Annotated in this window: 22 protein-coding genes; 5 read left to right on the top strand and 17 right to left on the bottom strand. The window is 56.8% G+C overall.

Going from position 1 to position 17524, the window contains the following annotated elements:
* Positions 1 to 26 precede the first annotated feature (26 nt).
* The 4 genes from AAHB66_RS19540 to mutY all read right to left on the bottom strand — a co-directional run bounded on the left by AAHB66_RS19540 (position 27) and on the right by mutY (position 4076).
* Positions 27 to 1283 (bottom strand): nucleoside permease, encoded by a 1257-nt coding sequence (locus AAHB66_RS19540; RefSeq protein ID WP_347114150.1) that lies wholly within the window; start codon positions 1281 to 1283, stop codon positions 27 to 29.
* Between the two features lie 238 nt (positions 1284 to 1521).
* Positions 1522 to 2601: a membrane-bound lytic murein transglycosylase MltC gene (gene mltC / locus AAHB66_RS19535; RefSeq protein WP_347114149.1), complete on the bottom strand. Its 1080-nt coding sequence runs from the start codon at positions 2599 to 2601 to the stop codon at positions 1522 to 1524.
* A 124-nt stretch (positions 2602 to 2725) separates the two neighbouring features.
* Entirely contained in the window at positions 2726 to 2998 is a 273-nt protein-coding gene (locus tag AAHB66_RS19530) for an oxidative damage protection protein (RefSeq protein ID WP_103176936.1), read from the bottom strand.
* A 25-nt stretch (positions 2999 to 3023) separates the two neighbouring features.
* The gene (gene mutY, locus AAHB66_RS19525; RefSeq protein ID WP_347114148.1) at positions 3024 to 4076 is read right to left on the bottom strand and encodes an A/G-specific adenine glycosylase; all 1053 of its coding nucleotides are present in this window, start codon (positions 4074 to 4076) and stop codon (positions 3024 to 3026) included.
* A gap of 144 nt (positions 4077 to 4220) precedes the next feature.
* Between mutY and trmB the strand changes: the two genes are divergently transcribed.
* The 3 genes from trmB to AAHB66_RS19510 are packed head-to-tail and all read left to right on the top strand — an operon-like array spanning position 4221 to position 6038.
* Positions 4221 to 4940: a tRNA (guanosine(46)-N7)-methyltransferase TrmB gene (trmB, locus tag AAHB66_RS19520; RefSeq protein WP_347114147.1), complete on the top strand. Its 720-nt coding sequence runs from the start codon at positions 4221 to 4223 to the stop codon at positions 4938 to 4940.
* Positions 4940 to 5266 (top strand): YggL family protein, encoded by a 327-nt coding sequence (locus tag AAHB66_RS19515; RefSeq protein WP_142487055.1) that lies wholly within the window; start codon positions 4940 to 4942, stop codon positions 5264 to 5266. Before trmB ends, AAHB66_RS19515 begins: the two co-directional genes overlap by 1 nt.
* A 52-nt stretch (positions 5267 to 5318) precedes the next feature.
* Positions 5319 to 6038: a DUF2884 domain-containing protein gene (locus AAHB66_RS19510; RefSeq protein ID WP_347114146.1), complete on the top strand. Its 720-nt coding sequence runs from the start codon at positions 5319 to 5321 to the stop codon at positions 6036 to 6038.
* A gap of 120 nt (positions 6039 to 6158) precedes the next feature.
* Here the strand turns inward: AAHB66_RS19510 and AAHB66_RS19505 are convergent, their stop codons facing one another.
* The 6 genes from AAHB66_RS19505 to AAHB66_RS19480 form a co-directional block, all read right to left on the bottom strand.
* Positions 6159 to 6497 (bottom strand): endonuclease domain-containing protein, encoded by a 339-nt coding sequence (locus tag AAHB66_RS19505; RefSeq protein WP_347114145.1) that lies wholly within the window; start codon positions 6495 to 6497, stop codon positions 6159 to 6161.
* A gap of 63 nt (positions 6498 to 6560) precedes the next feature.
* Positions 6561 to 7703, bottom strand: a complete 1143-nt coding sequence (hemW, locus tag AAHB66_RS19500) for a radical SAM family heme chaperone HemW (protein ID WP_347114144.1) — start codon at positions 7701 to 7703, stop codon at positions 6561 to 6563.
* On the bottom strand, positions 7696 to 8289 hold the full coding sequence (locus tag AAHB66_RS19495; protein ID WP_347114143.1) for an XTP/dITP diphosphatase: 594 nt from the start codon (positions 8287 to 8289) through the stop codon (positions 7696 to 7698). The genes hemW and AAHB66_RS19495 overlap by 8 nt, the downstream gene beginning before the upstream one ends.
* Positions 8290 to 8292: 3 nt before the next feature.
* Complete coding sequence (gene yggU, locus AAHB66_RS19490) at positions 8293 to 8589, bottom strand: DUF167 family protein YggU (protein WP_333853941.1); 297 nt, start codon at positions 8587 to 8589, stop codon at positions 8293 to 8295.
* Positions 8586 to 9152: a YggT family protein gene (locus tag AAHB66_RS19485; RefSeq protein WP_032613937.1), complete on the bottom strand. Its 567-nt coding sequence runs from the start codon at positions 9150 to 9152 to the stop codon at positions 8586 to 8588. The genes yggU and AAHB66_RS19485 overlap by 4 nt, the downstream gene beginning before the upstream one ends.
* A gap of 21 nt (positions 9153 to 9173) precedes the next feature.
* The gene (locus AAHB66_RS19480) at positions 9174 to 9875 is read right to left on the bottom strand and encodes a YggS family pyridoxal phosphate-dependent enzyme (protein ID WP_347114141.1); all 702 of its coding nucleotides are present in this window, start codon (positions 9873 to 9875) and stop codon (positions 9174 to 9176) included.
* A gap of 17 nt (positions 9876 to 9892) precedes the next feature.
* Between AAHB66_RS19480 and AAHB66_RS19475 the strand changes: the two genes are divergently transcribed.
* Positions 9893 to 10870, top strand: coding sequence for a type IV pilus twitching motility protein PilT (locus tag AAHB66_RS19475; protein WP_347114140.1), 978 nt, complete (start codon positions 9893 to 9895; stop codon positions 10868 to 10870).
* 99 nt (positions 10871 to 10969) lie between these two features.
* A complete protein-coding gene (locus AAHB66_RS19470) occupies positions 10970 to 11659 on the top strand; it encodes an IclR family transcriptional regulator (protein ID WP_347114139.1) in 690 nt (229 codons plus the stop codon).
* A gap of 38 nt (positions 11660 to 11697) precedes the next feature.
* On the opposite strand, the gene ruvX is transcribed toward AAHB66_RS19470, so the two are convergent.
* From ruvX to AAHB66_RS19435, 7 genes are all read right to left on the bottom strand, one after another.
* Entirely contained in the window at positions 11698 to 12114 is a 417-nt protein-coding gene (ruvX, locus tag AAHB66_RS19465; RefSeq protein ID WP_180209603.1) for a Holliday junction resolvase RuvX, read from the bottom strand.
* Positions 12114 to 12674 (bottom strand): YqgE/AlgH family protein, encoded by a 561-nt coding sequence (locus AAHB66_RS19460; RefSeq protein WP_142487043.1) that lies wholly within the window; start codon positions 12672 to 12674, stop codon positions 12114 to 12116. The genes ruvX and AAHB66_RS19460 overlap by 1 nt, the downstream gene beginning before the upstream one ends.
* Positions 12675 to 12765: 91 nt before the next feature.
* The gene (gene gshB / locus AAHB66_RS19455) at positions 12766 to 13713 is read right to left on the bottom strand and encodes a glutathione synthase (RefSeq protein WP_333853932.1); all 948 of its coding nucleotides are present in this window, start codon (positions 13711 to 13713) and stop codon (positions 12766 to 12768) included.
* Between the two features lie 19 nt (positions 13714 to 13732).
* Positions 13733 to 14464: a 16S rRNA (uracil(1498)-N(3))-methyltransferase gene (gene rsmE, locus AAHB66_RS19450; protein WP_347114138.1), complete on the bottom strand. Its 732-nt coding sequence runs from the start codon at positions 14462 to 14464 to the stop codon at positions 13733 to 13735.
* 113 nt (positions 14465 to 14577) lie between these two features.
* Complete coding sequence (endA, locus tag AAHB66_RS19445; RefSeq protein ID WP_333853927.1) at positions 14578 to 15285, bottom strand: deoxyribonuclease I; 708 nt, start codon at positions 15283 to 15285, stop codon at positions 14578 to 14580.
* Between the two features lie 94 nt (positions 15286 to 15379).
* A complete protein-coding gene (locus tag AAHB66_RS19440) occupies positions 15380 to 15877 on the bottom strand; it encodes a SprT family zinc-dependent metalloprotease (protein ID WP_347114137.1) in 498 nt (165 codons plus the stop codon).
* Between the two features lie 72 nt (positions 15878 to 15949).
* A complete protein-coding gene (locus tag AAHB66_RS19435) occupies positions 15950 to 17347 on the bottom strand; it encodes a sugar porter family MFS transporter (RefSeq protein WP_347114136.1) in 1398 nt (465 codons plus the stop codon).
* Positions 17348 to 17524 lie beyond the last annotated feature (177 nt).

Genomic DNA, 17524 nt, shown 5'->3' with positions numbered 1-17524 from the left:
CTCGCAGGAGGGGGGAACTTAAGAGATTAATGCGCGACGGTCTGCGCACCTGTTGGCGTACGAACATGTTTGTACTTGAACAGCGCCATGAAGGCGAAGGCCAGTACCAGGGAGTAGGCTGCGAAGATCAGCCACACCGGCTGCCAGTCAGTAATACCGTTAGTGGTATACATCTCCACAACCTTACCGCTCACCACGCCGCCGAGAATACAGCCGAAGCCGTTGGTCATCATCAGGAACATGCCCTGGGCGCTGGCGCGGATTTCCGGACGAACCTCTTTTTCCACGAACACGGAGCCGGAGATGTTGAAGAAGTCGAAGGCGCAGCCGTAGACGATCATCGACAGGACCAGCAGCACGGTACCGAAGGCAGACGGGTCACCGTAGGCAAACAGACCGAAGCGCAGCATCCACGCGAAGATACTGATCATCATGACGTTCTTAATGCCGTAGCGGCTCAGGAAGAACGGGATGGTCAGGATGAACAGCGTTTCGGAGATCTGCGAAATCGACATCATCACCGACGCATGCTCAACGATAAAGCTGCCGGAGAACAGCGGGTCGTTATCGAAGCTGTGCAGGAAGGTGTTGCCGAACATGTTGGTGATCTGCAGCTCCGCGCCCAGCAGCATGGAGAAGATAAAGAAGATCGCCATGCGTTTGTTTTTAAACAGCGCGAAGGCATCCAGGCCGAGCATGGCGCTCCAGCTCTGGTTTTTCTGCTGGTTAGAGACCGGAATGTGCGGCAGGGTCAGGGTGAACAGCGCCAGCACCACGGAGAGGACCGCACCGATATAGAGCTGCATGTGGCTCAGTTCGAAGCCTGCGAAGCTCACGCCCCACATCGCCATGATAAAGCCGATGGTGCCCCAGATACGGATCGGTGGGAAGTCGGTCACGATATCCATACCGGCTTCTTTCAGACGGTAGTAGGAGATGGTGTTAATCAGGCCCAGCGTTGGCATATAGGCCAGCGAGTTAAGCAGGATCACCATGAACATCGCCCCTGGCGTGGTGACCTCGGCCGCCATAAACAGCGTACCTGCCCCAACCAGATGGCAAAGCGCATATACCCACTTGGCGCTTATCCACTTATCCGCCACGATCCCGAGCAGGGTCGGCATAAAGACGGCAGCGATACCCAAAGAGCTGTAGACCGCGCCGATAGAGGCACCGTCGAATTTGAGCGTGACAAACATGTAGGAGCCGAGCGTGGTTAGCCAGCTCCCCCACAGACAGAACTGCAGAAACGACAAGATTTTAAGCTGCAGCTTAAGGTTCATGTTACTTTCCTCACAAGAGAGCGGGCTGTATGTTGGTGTAGAAACATTTCAGTTTTGTATTTGATGCAATTCTATCAGCGAGTGGCGTGATGTTTTGTTACCTCCCGCAAAAAAATGCAATCAACATTAATTTGCAGTTTGGATTGTGATGCAAATAACACTTTCCTATGGATGAGGTATAGACAGCGGCAGGGAGGCTTCTACCCTCTCCACAGCGGAGAGGGTAAAAGAGACAACATTACTTTCTACGATAGTTCTTTTGCGCCGTATTGACCTTGTAAAGGTAGCGGCGGGACTCTGCGGAGGGGTGACGGCTGGTCAGGGTCTGATAAACATCTCCCGGGGACATGCTGTTGATGATGTTTGCCGCCTGGACTTTATCGCTGGAGAAGACCCGCAGCACGCTGCCTGCACCACCGTTATAAGCGGTAATGACCGCATAGCGGCGCGAGGTCGGGTTATCAATGCCGCTCAGGTAGACGTTGTTCAGCATCGCCAGATAGGCGGTGCCGGTGTCAATATTACTGGCCGGATCAAACAGATAGCTGCGGTCCGGCATGCCCGATCTTCCCTGCGCGCGGAACACGTCTTTTCCGGCGCTGTGCTGAACAACCTGCATCAGGCCCAGGGCGTCGGAACGGCTCACCGCGTACGGGTTAAACGAGGACTCGGTCTGCATGATCGCCAGGATAAGCGACTCATCAACACCGTATTTACGTGAGGCCTGGCGTACCATCCCGACATATTTGTGCGCACGTTTATCGAGGTGGTTTGGCACCAGGTTGATGGTCACGCTGTAGATAACGCGCAGGCCATTGCTGCGGCTTTTCAGACGCGTCTGCAGCAGGTAGTTGGCAAAGTTATTGGCGCGACCTTCCCAGCGAATCGACTGGCCGGTCTGATCCACCACCTGGCCATAGAGGAACGGCTCTTTCGAGATGGTGATGTCGTCGGCATCGGAGTAAAGATCGATAGAGCCCGGATCGTCTCCCATCAGCAAGGTTTTGACGATCGCCTCACGTAAACGTGCCGCAGGATCGGTCCCGGCGATGGTTTCGACGGTGATAGTACCCTCGTCAAAGTTGATGTGGCTACGGGTCTGGTAAGCGTCGGTATACTTAACGTAGTCTTTCGGCCCGGCGATCAGAACTTCGTTAAATCCCCATATGTTTTCGATGTTGTGGGCAAACTGCCCCATCAGAATGTCAAAACCGTTGGTGTCCTTTACCCAGGCTTCGTTATAGCTATCGCCTTTATTTTTGGAGGAACACGAAACAAGTAACGGTGCAACAAGAGCAAGCGCTAAAAATTTTTTCATCATTCCGGGAGTGCGTGTTGTGTTTGCTTTGGCGCTACCTTTGCCGGGTGGCGCTACGCTTACCCGGCCTACTTATCGTAGGCCCGTGCAAGCGTAGCGCCGCCGGGCATCAGTCCGCAGAATATTATTTTTCTGGCGGCGTATAACCTTCGATGTGAACGTCTTTCCCTTCAAACAGGAAGTTCACCATCTCCTCTTCGAGCTGCTTGCGGTGTTCAACGTTCATCATGTTGAGCTTGCGCTCGTTAATCAGCATGGTTTGTTTGTGTTGCCACTGCGCCCACGCCTCTTTGGAGATCTCGTTATAGATGCGCTTACCCAGATCGCCCGGATAGAGCTGGAAGTCCTGGCCTTCTGCTTCACGTTGCAGGAAGGTGCAAAAAATTGTTCTGGCCATACTGAATCCTCTTTGTCGCCCGGAGCTAAACCGTTGCTCCGACACGTAATTGCTGTAACAGGCGCTCTACGGGAGCTGCCAGCCCCACTGACGGCGGTTGCGCTAAGTTATACCAGAGAGCGGTGCCTTCATCCATGCACGAGGTGAATGAGGACACGGGAAGCCACATCGGAACAATATCCAGATGGAAGTGGCTGAAGGTATGGCGAAACGCGTTGAGCTGCACAAGAGTATCGGCAGGGATGCCGCGTTGCGCCAGCCAGCCGCGAAGACTCTCTTCATCCTCAAACTGCGGGAAGCAGAATAAGCCGCCCCACAAACCGCTTGGCGGACGCTGGGCGAGCCAGACCGTCTCCTCGTGCTGCATCAGCAGAAAATAGCCGGTGCGCTCGGGCAGCGTCTGCTTCGGCTTTTTACCGGGATACTGCGCCCAGCTGTGGTTGGCATAGGCCACACACAGATTATTCAGCGGGCAGAGTTCGCATTTTGGCTTCGAGCGGGTGCAGACCATCGCCCCCAGATCCATCATCGCCTGGTTAAAGCGTTCAACGCCGTTAGCAGGGGTGACCGCTTCACTGATCTCCCACAGGCGTTTCTCCACCTCTTTCTTGCCCGGCCAGCCGCCAACGGCATAGCAGCGTGCCAGCACGCGCTTCACGTTGCCGTCGAGAATGGGGAAGTGTTTTCCCAGCGAGAGAGAAAGGACAGCCCCGGCGGTAGAGCGCCCGACGCCCGGCAGGGCGGCCACTTCATCGAAGGTTTCCGGGAATTTACCCCCGTGCAGCGACACCACCTGCTGGGCGGCTTTGTGCAGATTGCGGGCGCGGGCGTAATAGCCGAGCCCGGTCCACAGATGCAGCACCTCATCAAGCGGGGCGTTTGCCAGATCGGTCACGGTGGGAAAACGCGCCATAAAGCGCTCAAAATAAGGGATAACGGTAGCGACCTGCGTTTGTTGCAACATCACCTCAGAGAGCCATACTTTGTAGGGTGTTTTTTCAGTTTGCCAGGGCAGGGTTTTACGCCCGTATTTGTCGTACCAGTCCAGCACCTGGGCTGAAAATTGAGAGGCTTGCATGGTCTTCGCTTCGCGATATCAGGGACGCAGATTGCAGCACAGAGGCATGCGGCTGTAAACCGGATCTTTCCCATGCTTGCATCCCATCATTAACTTTGGATAATGCCCGTTTCCCGAACATTCTCACAAGCAGACTACTCTTTTATGAAAAACGACGTCATATCACCGGAATTTGATGAAAACGGCCGCCCGCTGCGCCGTATTCGCAGCTTTGTCCGCCGTCAGGGCCGCCTGACAAAGGGGCAGCAACACGCGCTGGATAACTACTGGCCGGTGATGGGCGTGGAGTTCACCGAACAGCCGCTCGATTTTGTTGCGCTGTTTGGCCGCGACGCGCCGATTACGCTGGAGATCGGTTTCGGCATGGGCGCTTCGCTGGTGACAATGGCAAAAGCGCGTCCGGAGCAGAATTTCCTCGGTATTGAGGTTCACTCCCCGGGCGTGGGTGCTTGTCTGGCGACGGCCCATGAAGAGGGCGTGGAGAATCTGCGGGTGATGTGTCATGACGCGGTGGAAGTGCTGCACAAGATGATCCCTGACAATTCTCTGAACATGGTTCAGCTCTTTTTCCCTGACCCATGGCACAAAGCGCGTCATAATAAACGCCGTATCGTTCAGGCACCTTTTGCTGAGCTGGTAAAAAGTAAACTGAAGCTGGGTGGCGTTTTCCACATGGCCACCGACTGGGAACAGTATGCGGAGCATATGCTGGAAGTGATGTCAGGCCTCGACGGGTATAAAAACCAGTCGGCGAGCAATGATTATGTGCCGCGTCCTGATTCACGTCCGGTAACGAAATTTGAACAGCGTGGCCATCGTCTTGGTCACGGCGTATGGGACTTAATGTTCGAGAGGGTGAAATAATGGCAAAGAACCGTAGCCGTCGTCTGCGTAAGAAAATGCACATCGAAGAATTCCAGGAGATTGGTTTTTCGGTGGCATGGCGTTTCCCGGAAGGCACCAGTGTAGAAAAAATTGATGAAGACGTGGATGCGTTCATCAATGAAGTTATCGAGCCGAACAAGCTGGCGTTTGACGGCAGCGGCTACCTGGCATGGGAAGGTTTGATCTGCAAACAAGAGATCGGCCAGTGCACCGAAGAGCATCAGGCTATCGTGCGTAAGTGGCTGGAAGACCACAAATTCGAAGACGTACGCATCAGCGAACTTTTCGATATTTGGTGGGACTAATAGAGCATCAGGGGCCAGCAATAGCTGGCCCGTTTTGTATGAGGGAGAATATATGATGCGCAAAAGGCTGCTCGCCGCGGCTTTAATGACCACGGCTCTGACCGCTCACGCAGATTACAAATGCGAAGTCACGCCGCGTGACGACGTGATCCTGAGCCCGCAAACCGTGCAGGTAAAAGGTGAGAACGGCAATCTGGTGATCACCCCGGATGGCAACGTCATGTTTAACGGCAAGCAGTACCAGCTGAGCGCCGCGCAACGTGAACAGGCAAAAGATTACCAGGCCGATCTGCGCAGCGCGCTGCCGTGGATCGATGAAGGTGCCCTGACCCGCGTGGAAAAAGGCCGTGTCGCGCTGGATAAGATCATCGCTAAAGAGGTGGGGGAGAGCAGCAATATGCGCTCGCGCCTGACCAAACTGGACGCGCAGTTAAAAGAGCAGATGAACCGCATTATTGAACATCGTACCGATGGCCTGACGTTCCACTATCAGGCGATCGATCAGGTGCGCGCCGATGGCCAGCAGCTGGTGAATCAGGCGATGGGCGGCATTTTGCAGGACAGCATCAACGAGATGGGCGCCAAAGCGGTGCTGAAAGGCGGTGGCAATCCGCTGCAGGGCGTGCTGGGTAGCCTGGGTGGCCTGCAAACCTCGATTCAGAATGAGTGGAAGAACCAGGAAGCGGATTTCAAGGCGTTCGGCAAAGATGTGTGTAAGCGCGTTATATCGCTGGAAGAGAGCCGCAAGGGGCTGGTGGGGTCGCTGAAGTAGGTTAGTGCTTCAGTGCGGTCTGGGCCCCTCACCCCGGCCCTCTCCCCAGGGGAGAGGGAGTAAATGTTCCCTCTCCCCTGGGGAGAGGGAGTAAATGTTCCCTCTCCCTGTGGGAGAGGGTTAGGGTGAGGGCATCAGGCATTGCAGGTGCTCCAGAATAGTCATTAATACTCCCTCCTCATTCGCCCTGAATTCATTATTCCAGAACCGAATTACACGCCAGCCTTGCGCATTCAGATACGCGGTCCTGCGCAGATCATATTCCTCATCATCCTGATGTTGCCCGCCATCCAGTTCAACGATTAACCGCGCCTTAAAGCATGCAAAGTCAACGATGTAAGAACCAATTGGCATCTGGCGGCGGAACTTGTAGCCATAGAAATGACGCCCCCGGAGTAAATACCAGAGACGTGTCTCTTCAGGCGTCATATTTATTCGTAACTGTTTTGATTTTTCCATCCCCGCACTCTGCCAGCTTTTCCTTCAGCCAGCAGAACGGGATGCAAAATCCTGAATCAGGCTTCAGGACTCTTCGGCGAGGAATAGCTCAAGGAGGGAGTTTAAGAACAGTTTGCCATGCTCGGTGATCTGCCAGAACGCATCGCATTCGGTCAGATACCCCTGCGCCAGCGCCTCGTCAATCTGCGGGCGAATCACCGACTCCGCTAACCCGGTATATAATGCAAACTCTGCGCGCGGCGCGGCTTCCAGCAGGCGGAAGCGGTTCATAAAGAACTCAAACGGCTTATCTTCGGCTTCGACGTCGTGCTGGCGCTCCAGATAGCGTCCTTCCATATAGCCACGCGGATGTCGCGTTTTGGCGGTACGCAGAATACGCCCGTCCGGGAAGGTTACTTTGCCATGGGCGCCGCAGCCAATCCCCAGATAATCACCAAAACGCCAGTAGTTCAGGTTGTGCTGGCACTGATAGCCCGGCTTCGCATAGGCCGAGGTTTCGTACTGCTGATACCCGGCGGCGGTCAGCAGCTGGTGGCCCTGCTCGAAAATATCCCACAGCGCATCATCATCAGGCAGCACCGGCGGGCGCGAACCAAACAGCGTGTTCGGCTCAATGGTCAGCTGATACCAGGAGAGGTGCGGCGGGTTCAGTTCAATGGCCTGGCGCAGATCGTCCAGCGCTTCCTCCAGGGACTGATCCGGCAGACCGTGCATCAGGTCGAGGTTAAAGCTGCGCAGGCCCAGCCCGGTCGCCAGGTGCGCGGCGCGCTTTGCCTCACCCGGGCCATGAATACGGCCCAGACGCTTTAGCTTTGGCTCGCTGAAGCTCTGTACCCCAATGGAGATACGGTTCACCCCGGCGCGCTGATACTCGACAAAACGGTCGGCCTCAACCGTACCCGGATTGGCCTCCATGGTAATTTCTGCATCCGCAGCCAGATTGAGGCGCGCACGCACGCCATCCAGCAGCGTCTGCATCGCCGGGCCTGAGAGCAGGCTCGGCGTACCGCCACCGATAAAAATGGTCTTAACTTCACGTCCCTGCGCGTAAGCGACGTCGGCGTCCAGATCGGCAAGCAGATGCTGAACGTAATCGTCATGAGGCACTTCGCCTTTCAGCGCATGCGAGTTGAAATCGCAGTACGGGCATTTCTGCACGCACCACGGGATGTGAATATAAAGACTCAGAGGTGGCAAATTAGCCATTACGTAACGCTTCCAGTAACAGTTTCAGTGCGCGCCCACGATGGGAAATCGCGCTTTTTTCTTCGCGGGTGAGTTCCGCGGCGGTTTTGCCCTCGGTCGGGACAAAGAAAATCGGATCGTAGCCAAAGCCGCCGTTGCCTGCCGACTCGCGAGCGATGACGCCCGGCCAGCTGCCGTGGCAGACAATCGGCGTAGGATCTTCGGCATGGCGCATATAGACCAGCACGCAGTGGAACTGCGCCTGGCGCTGCTCATCCGGTACGTCCTTAAGCGCTTCCAGCAGCTTTTCGAGGTTCTGCTGGTCGCTGGCATCGACGCCGGAATAGCGGGCGGAGTAAATCCCCGGCGCGCCGCCCAGCACGTCCACCGCCAGACCGGAGTCGTCAGCAATAGCTGGCAGACCGGTGACCTGCGCGGCATGGCGCGCCTTCAGAATGGCATTTTCGATAAAGGTCAGGCCGGTCTCTTCGGCAGAGTCCACGCCCAGCTCGGTCTGCGCGACCACATCCAGACCGAAATCATTTAACAGCGAGGCCAGCTCGCGCACTTTACCGGCGTTACCGGTAGCGAGAACAACTTTTTGCATGTGTTAATCCTGTTGTATCAGTGCCGCGACTTCCGTCGGGATTTGTTGCGGATTAAGAATTTTGACCTGCTTGTGACGTCCCAGTTCACCTTTCTCGATCAGCACCTGGCTTTTCGCGACGCGGAACTGTTTTGCCAGATACTTCACCAGATGGGCATTCGCCTGGCCATCCACAGGAGGGGCGGTGATGGCGACTTTTACTTCGTCGCCATGCAGCCCGATAATCGAATCGCGGCTGGCTTTCGGCTGAATATACAGCCGTAAAACCAGCCCGTCGGCGCAGGTGCTGACAGCACTCATAGCGCCATCCACAGCCCCGGCAGCAGGATGTTGCCCGTGGATTGCAGCAGTTCAGCGATACCCATATTGATCACGTACAGCAGCAGCACGAGGATCATCGGGGAGAAGTCGATCCCGCCCATGGCTGGCAGCAGATTACGAATCGGACGCAGCAGTGGGTCGGCAAGCTGAATCAGGGAGTACTCCACCGGGCTGCGGCCCTGGCTCACCCAGCTCATGATCGCCATCAGCAGCAGTACCCAGAAGATCAGCAGGCCGATCGTTTTTATCAGGATTAACACCGCCGCGATCCAGATGATCGGCTGGAAGGTGATGACCATAAACAGCACGATCGCTTTCACCACGCAGAGGATCAGCGCCACCAGCAGAGAGGCGCTATCAATCGGCCCCATCGGCGGGATCACCCGGCGCAGCGGCCCGATGATTGGCTGCGTCACTTTGACGACAAACTGTGAGAAGGGGTTGTAAAAATCACAACGGGCCCACTGCATCCAGACGCGTAACAAAAGCACCATCGTATACAGTTCAATGACCGTTGAGAGCAGGAAGGTCAACGTCTTCATGGCGTTCCTCAGGTTTCCTTATTATTGGGTGTAATCGCGCGCACCGAAAATTGCTGTGCCGATGCGCACCATGGTGCTGCCAGCCGCAATCGCGGCAGCCATATCGTCCGTCATGCCCAGTGAAAGCGTGTCGACCGTTGGGAAGCGTGTTTTAAGCGCCTCAAATGCTACAGCCATTTGCCGCGCAACCGCAAACTGCCTGTCGTAATCTGACTCCGGGGCCGGGATCGCCATTAACCCGCGAAGCCTGAGGCCAGGCAGCGCCGCCACCTGATCCGCCAGCTGATCCAGTTCCTCCAGAGCAATACCTGACTTGCTGTTTTCGTCGCTGATATTGATTTGAATCAGCACGTTAAGCGGCGGCATCTCTGCCGGACGCTGCTCGCTCAGACGGCTGGCGATGCGCAGACGATCGACGGTATGACACCAGTCGAAATGCTCCGCTACCAGCCGGCTTTTGTTCGACTGTAATGGCCCGATAAAGTGCCACTGCAGATCCGCGGTGCCTTGTTCCTGGAAGTGGCGGATTTTTTCCACCCCTTCCTGCACGTAGTTTTCACCGAACATGCGCTGGCCTGCAGCAATCGCTTCTGCGATGGCACTCGCAGGCTTGGTTTTGCTGACTGCAAGCAATGTAATTTCTTCTGAAGCACGGCCGCAACGCGTTGCTGCGGCTGAGATTTTGTCCCTGACCTGTGCCAGGTTATGCGCAATGTCGTTCATTTTCCGAGGATCATTAAATGGATATGGAAGAAATTGTGGCCCTTAGTGTAAAGCATAACGTGTCGGATCTACACCTGTGCAGTAACGCACCACCGCGCTGGCGGCGACGAGGGAAGATAGAATTCGCCCCGTTTCCCGGGCCGGATGTGGTGAAGCTGCTCAAAAGCTGGCTCAGCGACGAACAGCAGGGAGCATGGTGCGCCCAGGGGCAGGTGGATTTTGCCGTCAGCCTGGAGGCACTCCGGCTGCGGGGCAGCGCCTTCGCCCATACGCAAGGGTGCTCGCTGGCGCTCCGGCTGCTGCCGGAACGGTGCCCGCAGCTGCGCACCCTGGGCACGCCGCGGGCGATCCCCGAGCTGCTGACCAGCGATAACGGCCTGATCCTGGTGACCGGGGCCACCGGCAGCGGCAAGTCCACCACCCTGGCGGCGATGGTCGACTTTCTCAATCACCACAGCGACGGGCATATTCTGACCCTGGAAGATCCGGTTGAGTTTATCCATCAGAGCAAGCGTTGTCTGGTGCAGCAGCGGGAGATTGGCCTGCATTGTCCCTCTTTTGCCGATGCGCTGCGGGCGGCGCTGCGTGAAGATCCCGACGTGCTTCTGTTAGGCGAGCTGCGCGACAGCGAAACGATCCGCCTGGCGCTCACCGCCGCAGAGACCGGACATCTGGTGCTGGCGACCCTGCATACCCGGGGTGCCGCCCAGGCGATAGAGCGGCTGGTGGATGCCTTCCCGGCCGAGGAGAAAGAGCCGGTACGTAAGCAGCTGGCCGGCAGCCTGCGCGCGGTGCTGGCGCAAAAGCTCGAAAGGGATAACCAGCAGGGACGCGTCGCGCTGTTTGAGCTGCTGGTTAATACCCCTGCGGCGGCCAATTTGATCCGTGAAGGCAAAACCTTTCAACTGCCCGGGGTGATCCAGACCGGCCTGCAGGCGGGAATGCTAAACTTCGATCAGAGCCGGGCTGAGCGCAGGGCGCAGGGGCGGCTGTAATGCGCGTTCAGTTTCCGGCAGAGAATGATTTTCACAGCCTTGTATCCTTTTGCACGGGCGGTAAAATCGAGCCACTAATTGCACACCTTGAAAGCGGCTATGTCATCACAACCGAACCAAAGTCTTATCGACGGCATTCGCTGTCTGCAATATCTGGTTTCCAGCGGCCGCGCCATCGGCTGCCGTGAACTGGCGCGGCTGATGGGGATCAACACCACCCGTGTTAACCGTTTGCTGATGACCATGGCCTCCATTGGCCTGACCATGCAGGACGATCACCGTCGCTACCTGCCGGGCCCTGGCATCCATGCGCTGGCGGCCCAGTCAATCCGCGGCTCAGAGCTGTTCTCCCGCGCCTTGCCCCGGCTGGAGCGCGATGCGCCACGCGATATCGTGGTGGCGCTGGGTGTGCTGTGGGAGGATCAGGTGATCTATATCTGGCACGCCGTGCCTGGCAGCCAGGCCAGCCAGGCGCTGGCTGGCTTTCATATGCTGCCTGCCTGGCAATCGGTGATTGGCATGTCGCTGCTGGCGAGTGAGACGGACGAGGCATTGATGCCGCGCTTCACGCCCGAGCAGTGGAAAAACCTTGCCCCGCACGTGGCGCAGCAGCGCCAGCAGGGGCATGTAGTCTGGCACCATGACGACGGCGAAGTGTCGATGGCCATACCCGTGGGCGTGCATCATGCCGCGCTGGCCTTTGCCGGGATGTGGAATGTTGACGACGAGCATGTCCGCACGCGTCTGGCTGAACTGACGGCGCTTAACGCCACGCTGCTGGAAGAGTAAGGGGCATTTGCCCGGGCAGCCGGGCAAAGGGTAGGGGATCAGTAACCCTGCTCGAAGAAGCTTTCGAGGATAATCACCGCCGAGGCGGAATCGACGCTGCCTTTATTGAGCGCGCGGAAACCGCCGTGCTCAAACAGACCGGCGCGGGCTTCTACGGTGCTCAGTCGTTCATCGTGCAGCTTGATCGCCACGCCAAAACGGCCATGAATTTTATTGGCAAAGTTACGCGCGCGGGCAGTCAATGGCTGTTCAGTGCCATCCATATTCAGCGGCAGACCGACAATGACCTCATCCGGCTGCCACTCTTTCAGCAGTCGCTCAATCAGGTTCCAGTCCGGTGTGCCGTTTTGCGCTTTCAGCGCCGTCAGCGGGCGGGCGGTGCCGGTGATGCGCTGGCCGATCGCCACGCCGATACTTTTGGTGCCGAAATCAAACGCCAGAAGCGTGCCGCTCATCAGGCGTGCCCCGCTACGCCAGGCATGGTCTGGATATCAATGCCAATCAGCTTTGCTGCATCACGCCAGCGATCGGCGATAGGGGTTTTAAACAGGATGTTTAAATCTGCCGGGGCCGTCAGCCAGGCGTTATCCAGGATCTCCTGCTCAAGCTGGCCTTTTTCCCATGAGGAATAGCCAAGCGCCACCAGCACATCGGCAGGCTGCTTTTCTGTGCCCAGGGTTTCCAGCACGTCGCGGGAGGTGGTGATCACGGTGTTATCGGAGATACGGATACTGGAGGAAAAGCCTGGCGGCGTGTGCAGAATAAAGCCGCGATCTTCGGCCAGCGGGCCGCCCAGCATCACCGGTTTATCGAGACGAATTTCAGGAACACGTTCGTCCTGGGAAATTTTTAATTTGTCCAGAATGCCTTCAACAGACAGATTTTCCAGCGGTTTATTGATGATAATCCCCATCGCGCCATCTTCGCTGTACTCGCAGATGTAAACGACCGCACGACGGAAAATCGGATCCTGGAGAGCAGGCATGGCAATCAGAAAGTGATGCTGTAAATTCATTGTCAGAGGTTCTGTTTCCTGGTTTAAAAAGCGACAGCACCCAGTATGCGGACAAACCTGAATGCTGTCACTAACAGTATTGGCTGGGTTATTACTGCTTCAGACGTTTTTCGATCGCATCCATCAGCATGCCGGTAATGGAGACCGGGAACGCGGCTTCGATTTCGCGAATACAGGTCGGGCTGGTGACGTTCACTTCCGTCAGGCGATCGCCAATGATATCGAGGCCAACAAAGATCAGCCCTTTGGCTTTTAACATCGGGCCGACGCGGCGGGCAATTTCCCAGTCGCTTTCGGTCAGCGGACGCGGTTCGCCACGGCCACCGGCCGCCAGGTTACCGCGGGTTTCGCCGCCCTGCGGAATACGCGCCAGGCAGTACGGCACCGGCTCACCGTCCACCACCAGCACGCGCTTGTCGCCGTCGACAATCGCCGGGATATAGTTCTGCGCCATGCAGTAGCGGGAGCCATGCTCGGTCAGCGTTTCGGCGATCACGCCAAGGTTCGGGTCGCCCTCTTTAACGCGGAAGATAGACGCGCCGCCCATGCCGTCCAGCGGCTTCAGGATGATATCGCCGTGTTTCTGCCAGAAGGCTTTCAGCTGCGCTTTGCTGCGCGTCACCAGCGTCTCTGGCGTCAGGTCGGAGAACCAGGCGGTGTAGAGCTTCTCGTTACAGTCGCGCAGGCTCTGCGGTTTGTTGACGATCAGCGTCCCTTTCTCTTCTGCGCGCTCAAGAATATAGGTGCAGTAAATGTATTCGGTGTCGAACGGCGGATCTTTACGCATCAGGATGACGTCGAGTTCGGCCAGGGGCAGATCCTGCTCGGAACCGAATTCATACCATTTATCGTAATTCTGCTCGACGTTGACGATGCGGGTGCGCGCACGGGCTTCGCCGTTAATCAGGTACAGGTCGCTCATCTCCATATAGTGGAGCTGATAGCCGCGACGTTGCGCTTCCAGCAGCATAGCGAAGCTGGAATCTTTCTTGATATTGATGCTTGTGATGGGATCCATCACGATGCCGAGCTTGATCATTGTCTTCTCCGTTAATGCTTCAACCTAAATCGCCAAAACGCACCTGCAGGGCAGTGATGGCGGTTAGCGCGGTGGTCTCAGTACGCAGAACGCGGGGTCCCAACAGAATATCAGTAAACTGGTAGCGTGCGGTCATGGCGATCTCCTCTGCCGACAGACCCCCTTCCGGGCCAATCAGCAGCCGCACGCGTTCAACCGGCAGCGGCAGGGTGTTAATACTGGCGCTGGCGCGGGGATGCAGGTTGAGCTTCAGACCCTGTTCCTCTTCCGCACACCAGGCTTCAAGATCCATTGCCGGGCGGATCTCCGGGACGCGATTGCGGCCACACTGTTCACAGGCGGCAATAGCGATTTTTTGCCACTGCTGGAGCTTCTTATTCAGACGTTCGGCATCCAGTTTAACGCCGCAGCGCTCAGAAAAAAGTGGCGTAATGAGGCTTACACCCAGTTCGATCGATTTCTGGATAGTGAATTCCATTTTTTCGCCGCGCGACATCACCTGGCCTAAATGGATATGCAGCGGCGATTCACGATCGTCGATTTCGCTACTCAAAATATTAACCTGCACGCTTTTTTTATCGGCGCGGGTAATTTCTGCGTCAAACACCTGGTTTGAACCATCAAACAGCTGAATTGACTGGCCTGCGCCCATACGCAGCACGCGGCCAACGTGGTTGGCGGCCTCTTCAGACAGGGCAATTTCACTGCCAGCGGCGATCAATTCAGGATGATAAATACGAGGAACACGCATAGTTAAGAAGTCCATCAAGAGCTGAGTCCCCGGCACATTCTGTCCCCTCTCCCCTGTGAGGAGAGGGTTAGGGTGAGGGGCATATGTAAATAAACAATTGCCGCTAGTGTAGGTTAGCTCTTTTGCGCCTGGCAAGCGCGCTGGACGTACGGGTTGTGATTCCCCTGCACTTTGGCAATGCGCTCGTCGCGCTGGCACTCCCAGGCCGTCACCGGATAGAGTTTATCCCATGCGTTAAAGAGCTGGGTTTGCTGGCGGGAGAGGTTGAGGTCATAGCGGTCGCGCATATAGAAGTAGGTGCGGGCAATGCTGCCGCGGGCGCGGGCGGGTGGCTCGGCAAGCTTCTCTTTGAAGTCGACCTTCATGGCGCACTGACCGTACTGCCCTTCGCCGCCGTTCCACTGGCTGTACATAAAGTTGCCGCGATCGCCGTTCACCTCGCCCACGGCGGGCTGCAGGTTATGCATATCGCTCTCTATCTGGCGATAGACCGGGTCTTTGGCGCAGTTTTTACGCCCGCCATCCTGCCAGCACTGACGCTGGTGGCCAAACTGCCAGGCTGGCACCACATGTTCCCATTCGATACGGCTGGCGCGGTTCTCATTTTTACGCACTTTGTAGCCGCAGGAGGCCAGATCCACGACCCCTTTTTTGCCCTGCCAGTTAATTTTGCAGCCACAGTAAAAATCGCCCGCGACGTCAGCGTTGACCTTCACGCCTGCGGCTTTTGCCTGAGAGAAACTGTTAATACCTTCGGCCAGCGCATGGCCTGAGAACGCCGTCGTCAGAAAGGCGACCGCGAGAGAAAAATTACGGGACATCGTGAACTCCGTGTCAAAACGAGCCCGCAACGTAACGAAAGTTGTTCCTGTATGCAATCAGGCAGATCATGAATGTTCCTGATGATTCTGCCGCTTACTCCGCAATAAGGGGTTCGCCGCACTTCACGCAGCGGTAGGTGGCTTCGCCGCGCACCACCCGGTTATGGCGACGCACGGTGAGCTGGTGCTGCTGGCACTGACAGCGGTAGGGGAATGTATTGCGCCGTACCGAATCAAGCTCGAACTGGTGTGTTCGACGCGCCGGAACGCCCAGCACTGCTTCCATCATCCATTTCCACTCTTTGCCGTGGGGTGACACGCGGCCAAAGTGCTTCCATACCAGCAGATGCGCCAGCTCGTGCGGGATCACTTCATCGATAAAAGCCTGCTGGTTTTCCAGCATCAATACTGGATTGAGGCGGATTTCATAGGCATCCAGCCAGGCGGTGCCTGCTGCGGTGCCGCGCTGCTGCCAGACCAGTTTGGGTTCAGGGTAGTTCCGGGCGAGCTTCAGATTGGCCTGCGCCAGGTTGTCACGCAGGCTGCGCATGGCGGCTTGCTGAAGCGCAATGGGGAGACGGGGTGTTTTCATAACGGCAGAGCATAGAGCCTGTAGCGGGGCGGTGCAAGCGGCTTCCTCCCGGACGGGAGGAAGCCGAAAGGATCAGTCGTGAGCGCCAATTTCGCGCAGTGGACGGCCTTTCATCAGGTTACGTTCAATATGCTCCAGCGACACGTGTTTGGTTTCAGGAACCAGCCACAGCGTCAGCACGATAAACAGCAGGTTCAGACCGCCGTACACCCAGAAGGTGTTGGCATTGCCGAACGTATCGAGCATGGTCAGGAAGGTTGCGCCGACGATCATGTTGGCGATCCAGTTGGTAGCGGTGGAGCAGGTGATGCCGAAATCGCGCCCTTTCAGCGGCTGGATCTCGGAACACAGCACCCAGATCAGCGGACCTGCGCTCATTGCAAAACCAACGATAAACATCAGCAGCATCCCGACGGCCACGTACTGCATGGTCGTGGACTCGATACCCACATGCAGCATCGTACCCAGCACACCCATGCCAACGGCCATCACCAGGAAGCCCAGCGTCAGCGTCGGTTTACGGCCCCAGCGATCCACCAGGCCGATGGCGATAAAGGTCGCCAGCACGTTGGTCAGACCGACGATCACCGTGCCCCACATCTGTTCAGTGGTGTTGCTGTAACCCGCCAGCTCAAAGATTTTTGGCGCGTAATACATGATGACGTTCATCCCGGTGAACTGCTGCATCACCTGCAGCAGCACGCCAAGGAACACCGCCCGGCGGAAGTTGCTGTTCTCTTTAAACAGCGCCCAGCCGCTCTGTTTGACCTTCAGGCTTTCGCGGATCTCTTCCAGCTCGCGTTTCGCTTCTGCACTGGTATCGCGCAGGCGCAGCAGCACGCGCTCCGCATCGTTAAAGCGCCGTTTGGCCGCGAACCAGCGCGGGCTGTCAGGCAGGAAGAAGACGCCGATGAGCAGCAGGATCGCCGGGATAATTATAACCCCCAGCATCCAGCGCCATGCGCCGCTGTAGCTGAACGCGGTGTCAGAAAGATAGGCGCCGAGAATACCGATGGTGATCATCAGCTGATACATGGAGATCATGCTGCCGCGAATTTTCTCCGGGGCGATCTCCGACAGGTAAAGCGGGGCGGTGTAGGAAGCAACGCCTACCGCCAGGCCCAGCAGCACGCGGGAGACAATCAGCACTTCCACGTTAGGGGCTGCAGCGGAAAAGAGTGAACCGGCGACAAACAGAATGGCACCAATCATCAGGCTCTTTTTACGCCCGAGTTTGAAGGAGAGCCAGCCGCTGCCGACCGCGCCGACCGCCGCACCGAACATCATCGAGCTGACCACCCACTCCTGGGTGTGGGAGCTGATCTGGAATTCATCCGTGATGAAGGGCAAGGCCCCGGCAATCACGCCGATATCAAGACCGAAAAGTAATCCTGCCAGTGCTGCGAGGAAGCAGACGAAGAAGGTCATCGTCTTGTTTGACGTCCGCCCCTGTTTTTTATTGTCAGGCATTTTGCCCTCCATTTGGCTTAGCTGTTTCATCAATGTAAAGATTTGATTAGGAAACAGTAAAAGTATGTCAGAGGGGCGGGTGTGACAAAGAGAGTAATCCGAAAGGGGGGCTGATTTTATCTGGATGTAAGCGATTTCACTGAGGGCGTTATGCAGCAGAAAACAAAAAAGGCCAGC

Source organism: Leclercia sp. S52, from assembly GCF_039727615.1.
Lineage (GTDB): Bacteria > Pseudomonadota > Gammaproteobacteria > Enterobacterales > Enterobacteriaceae > Enterobacter > Enterobacter adecarboxylatus_B.
This window is presented reverse-complemented; position numbering and strand designations above follow the sequence as displayed.

Bases quoted from the DNA above. Each gene is read 5' to 3' on its own strand.
- AAHB66_RS19540 (WP_347114150.1), bottom strand. From the start codon at position 1,283: ATGAACCTTAAGCTGCAGCTTAAAATCTTGTCGTTTCTGCAGTTCTGT.
- mltC (WP_347114149.1), bottom strand. From the start codon at position 2,601: ATGAAAAAATTTTTAGCGCTTGCTCTTGTTGCACCGTTACTTGTTTCG.
- AAHB66_RS19530 (WP_103176936.1), bottom strand. From the start codon at position 2,998: ATGGCCAGAACAATTTTTTGCACCTTCCTGCAACGTGAAGCAGAAGGC.
- mutY (WP_347114148.1), bottom strand. From the start codon at position 4,076: ATGCAAGCCTCTCAATTTTCAGCCCAGGTGCTGGACTGGTACGACAAA.
- trmB (WP_347114147.1), top strand. From the start codon at position 4,221: ATGAAAAACGACGTCATATCACCGGAATTTGATGAAAACGGCCGCCCG.
- AAHB66_RS19515 (WP_142487055.1), top strand. From the start codon at position 4,940: ATGGCAAAGAACCGTAGCCGTCGTCTGCGTAAGAAAATGCACATCGAA.
- AAHB66_RS19510 (WP_347114146.1), top strand. From the start codon at position 5,319: ATGATGCGCAAAAGGCTGCTCGCCGCGGCTTTAATGACCACGGCTCTG.
- AAHB66_RS19505 (WP_347114145.1), bottom strand. From the start codon at position 6,497: ATGGAAAAATCAAAACAGTTACGAATAAATATGACGCCTGAAGAGACA.
- hemW (WP_347114144.1), bottom strand. From the start codon at position 7,703: ATGGCTAATTTGCCACCTCTGAGTCTTTATATTCACATCCCGTGGTGC.
- AAHB66_RS19495 (WP_347114143.1), bottom strand. From the start codon at position 8,289: ATGCAAAAAGTTGTTCTCGCTACCGGTAACGCCGGTAAAGTGCGCGAG.
- yggU (WP_333853941.1), bottom strand. From the start codon at position 8,589: ATGAGTGCTGTCAGCACCTGCGCCGACGGGCTGGTTTTACGGCTGTAT.
- AAHB66_RS19485 (WP_032613937.1), bottom strand. From the start codon at position 9,152: ATGAAGACGTTGACCTTCCTGCTCTCAACGGTCATTGAACTGTATACG.
- AAHB66_RS19480 (WP_347114141.1), bottom strand. From the start codon at position 9,875: ATGAACGACATTGCGCATAACCTGGCACAGGTCAGGGACAAAATCTCA.
- AAHB66_RS19475 (WP_347114140.1), top strand. From the start codon at position 9,893: ATGGATATGGAAGAAATTGTGGCCCTTAGTGTAAAGCATAACGTGTCG.
- AAHB66_RS19470 (WP_347114139.1), top strand. From the start codon at position 10,970: ATGTCATCACAACCGAACCAAAGTCTTATCGACGGCATTCGCTGTCTG.
- ruvX (WP_180209603.1), bottom strand. From the start codon at position 12,114: ATGAGCGGCACGCTTCTGGCGTTTGATTTCGGCACCAAAAGTATCGGC.
- AAHB66_RS19460 (WP_142487043.1), bottom strand. From the start codon at position 12,674: ATGAATTTACAGCATCACTTTCTGATTGCCATGCCTGCTCTCCAGGAT.
- gshB (WP_333853932.1), bottom strand. From the start codon at position 13,713: ATGATCAAGCTCGGCATCGTGATGGATCCCATCACAAGCATCAATATC.
- rsmE (WP_347114138.1), bottom strand. From the start codon at position 14,464: ATGCGTGTTCCTCGTATTTATCATCCTGAATTGATCGCCGCTGGCAGT.
- endA (WP_333853927.1), bottom strand. From the start codon at position 15,285: ATGTCCCGTAATTTTTCTCTCGCGGTCGCCTTTCTGACGACGGCGTTC.
- AAHB66_RS19440 (WP_347114137.1), bottom strand. From the start codon at position 15,877: ATGAAAACACCCCGTCTCCCCATTGCGCTTCAGCAAGCCGCCATGCGC.
- AAHB66_RS19435 (WP_347114136.1), bottom strand. From the start codon at position 17,347: ATGCCTGACAATAAAAAACAGGGGCGGACGTCAAACAAGACGATGACC.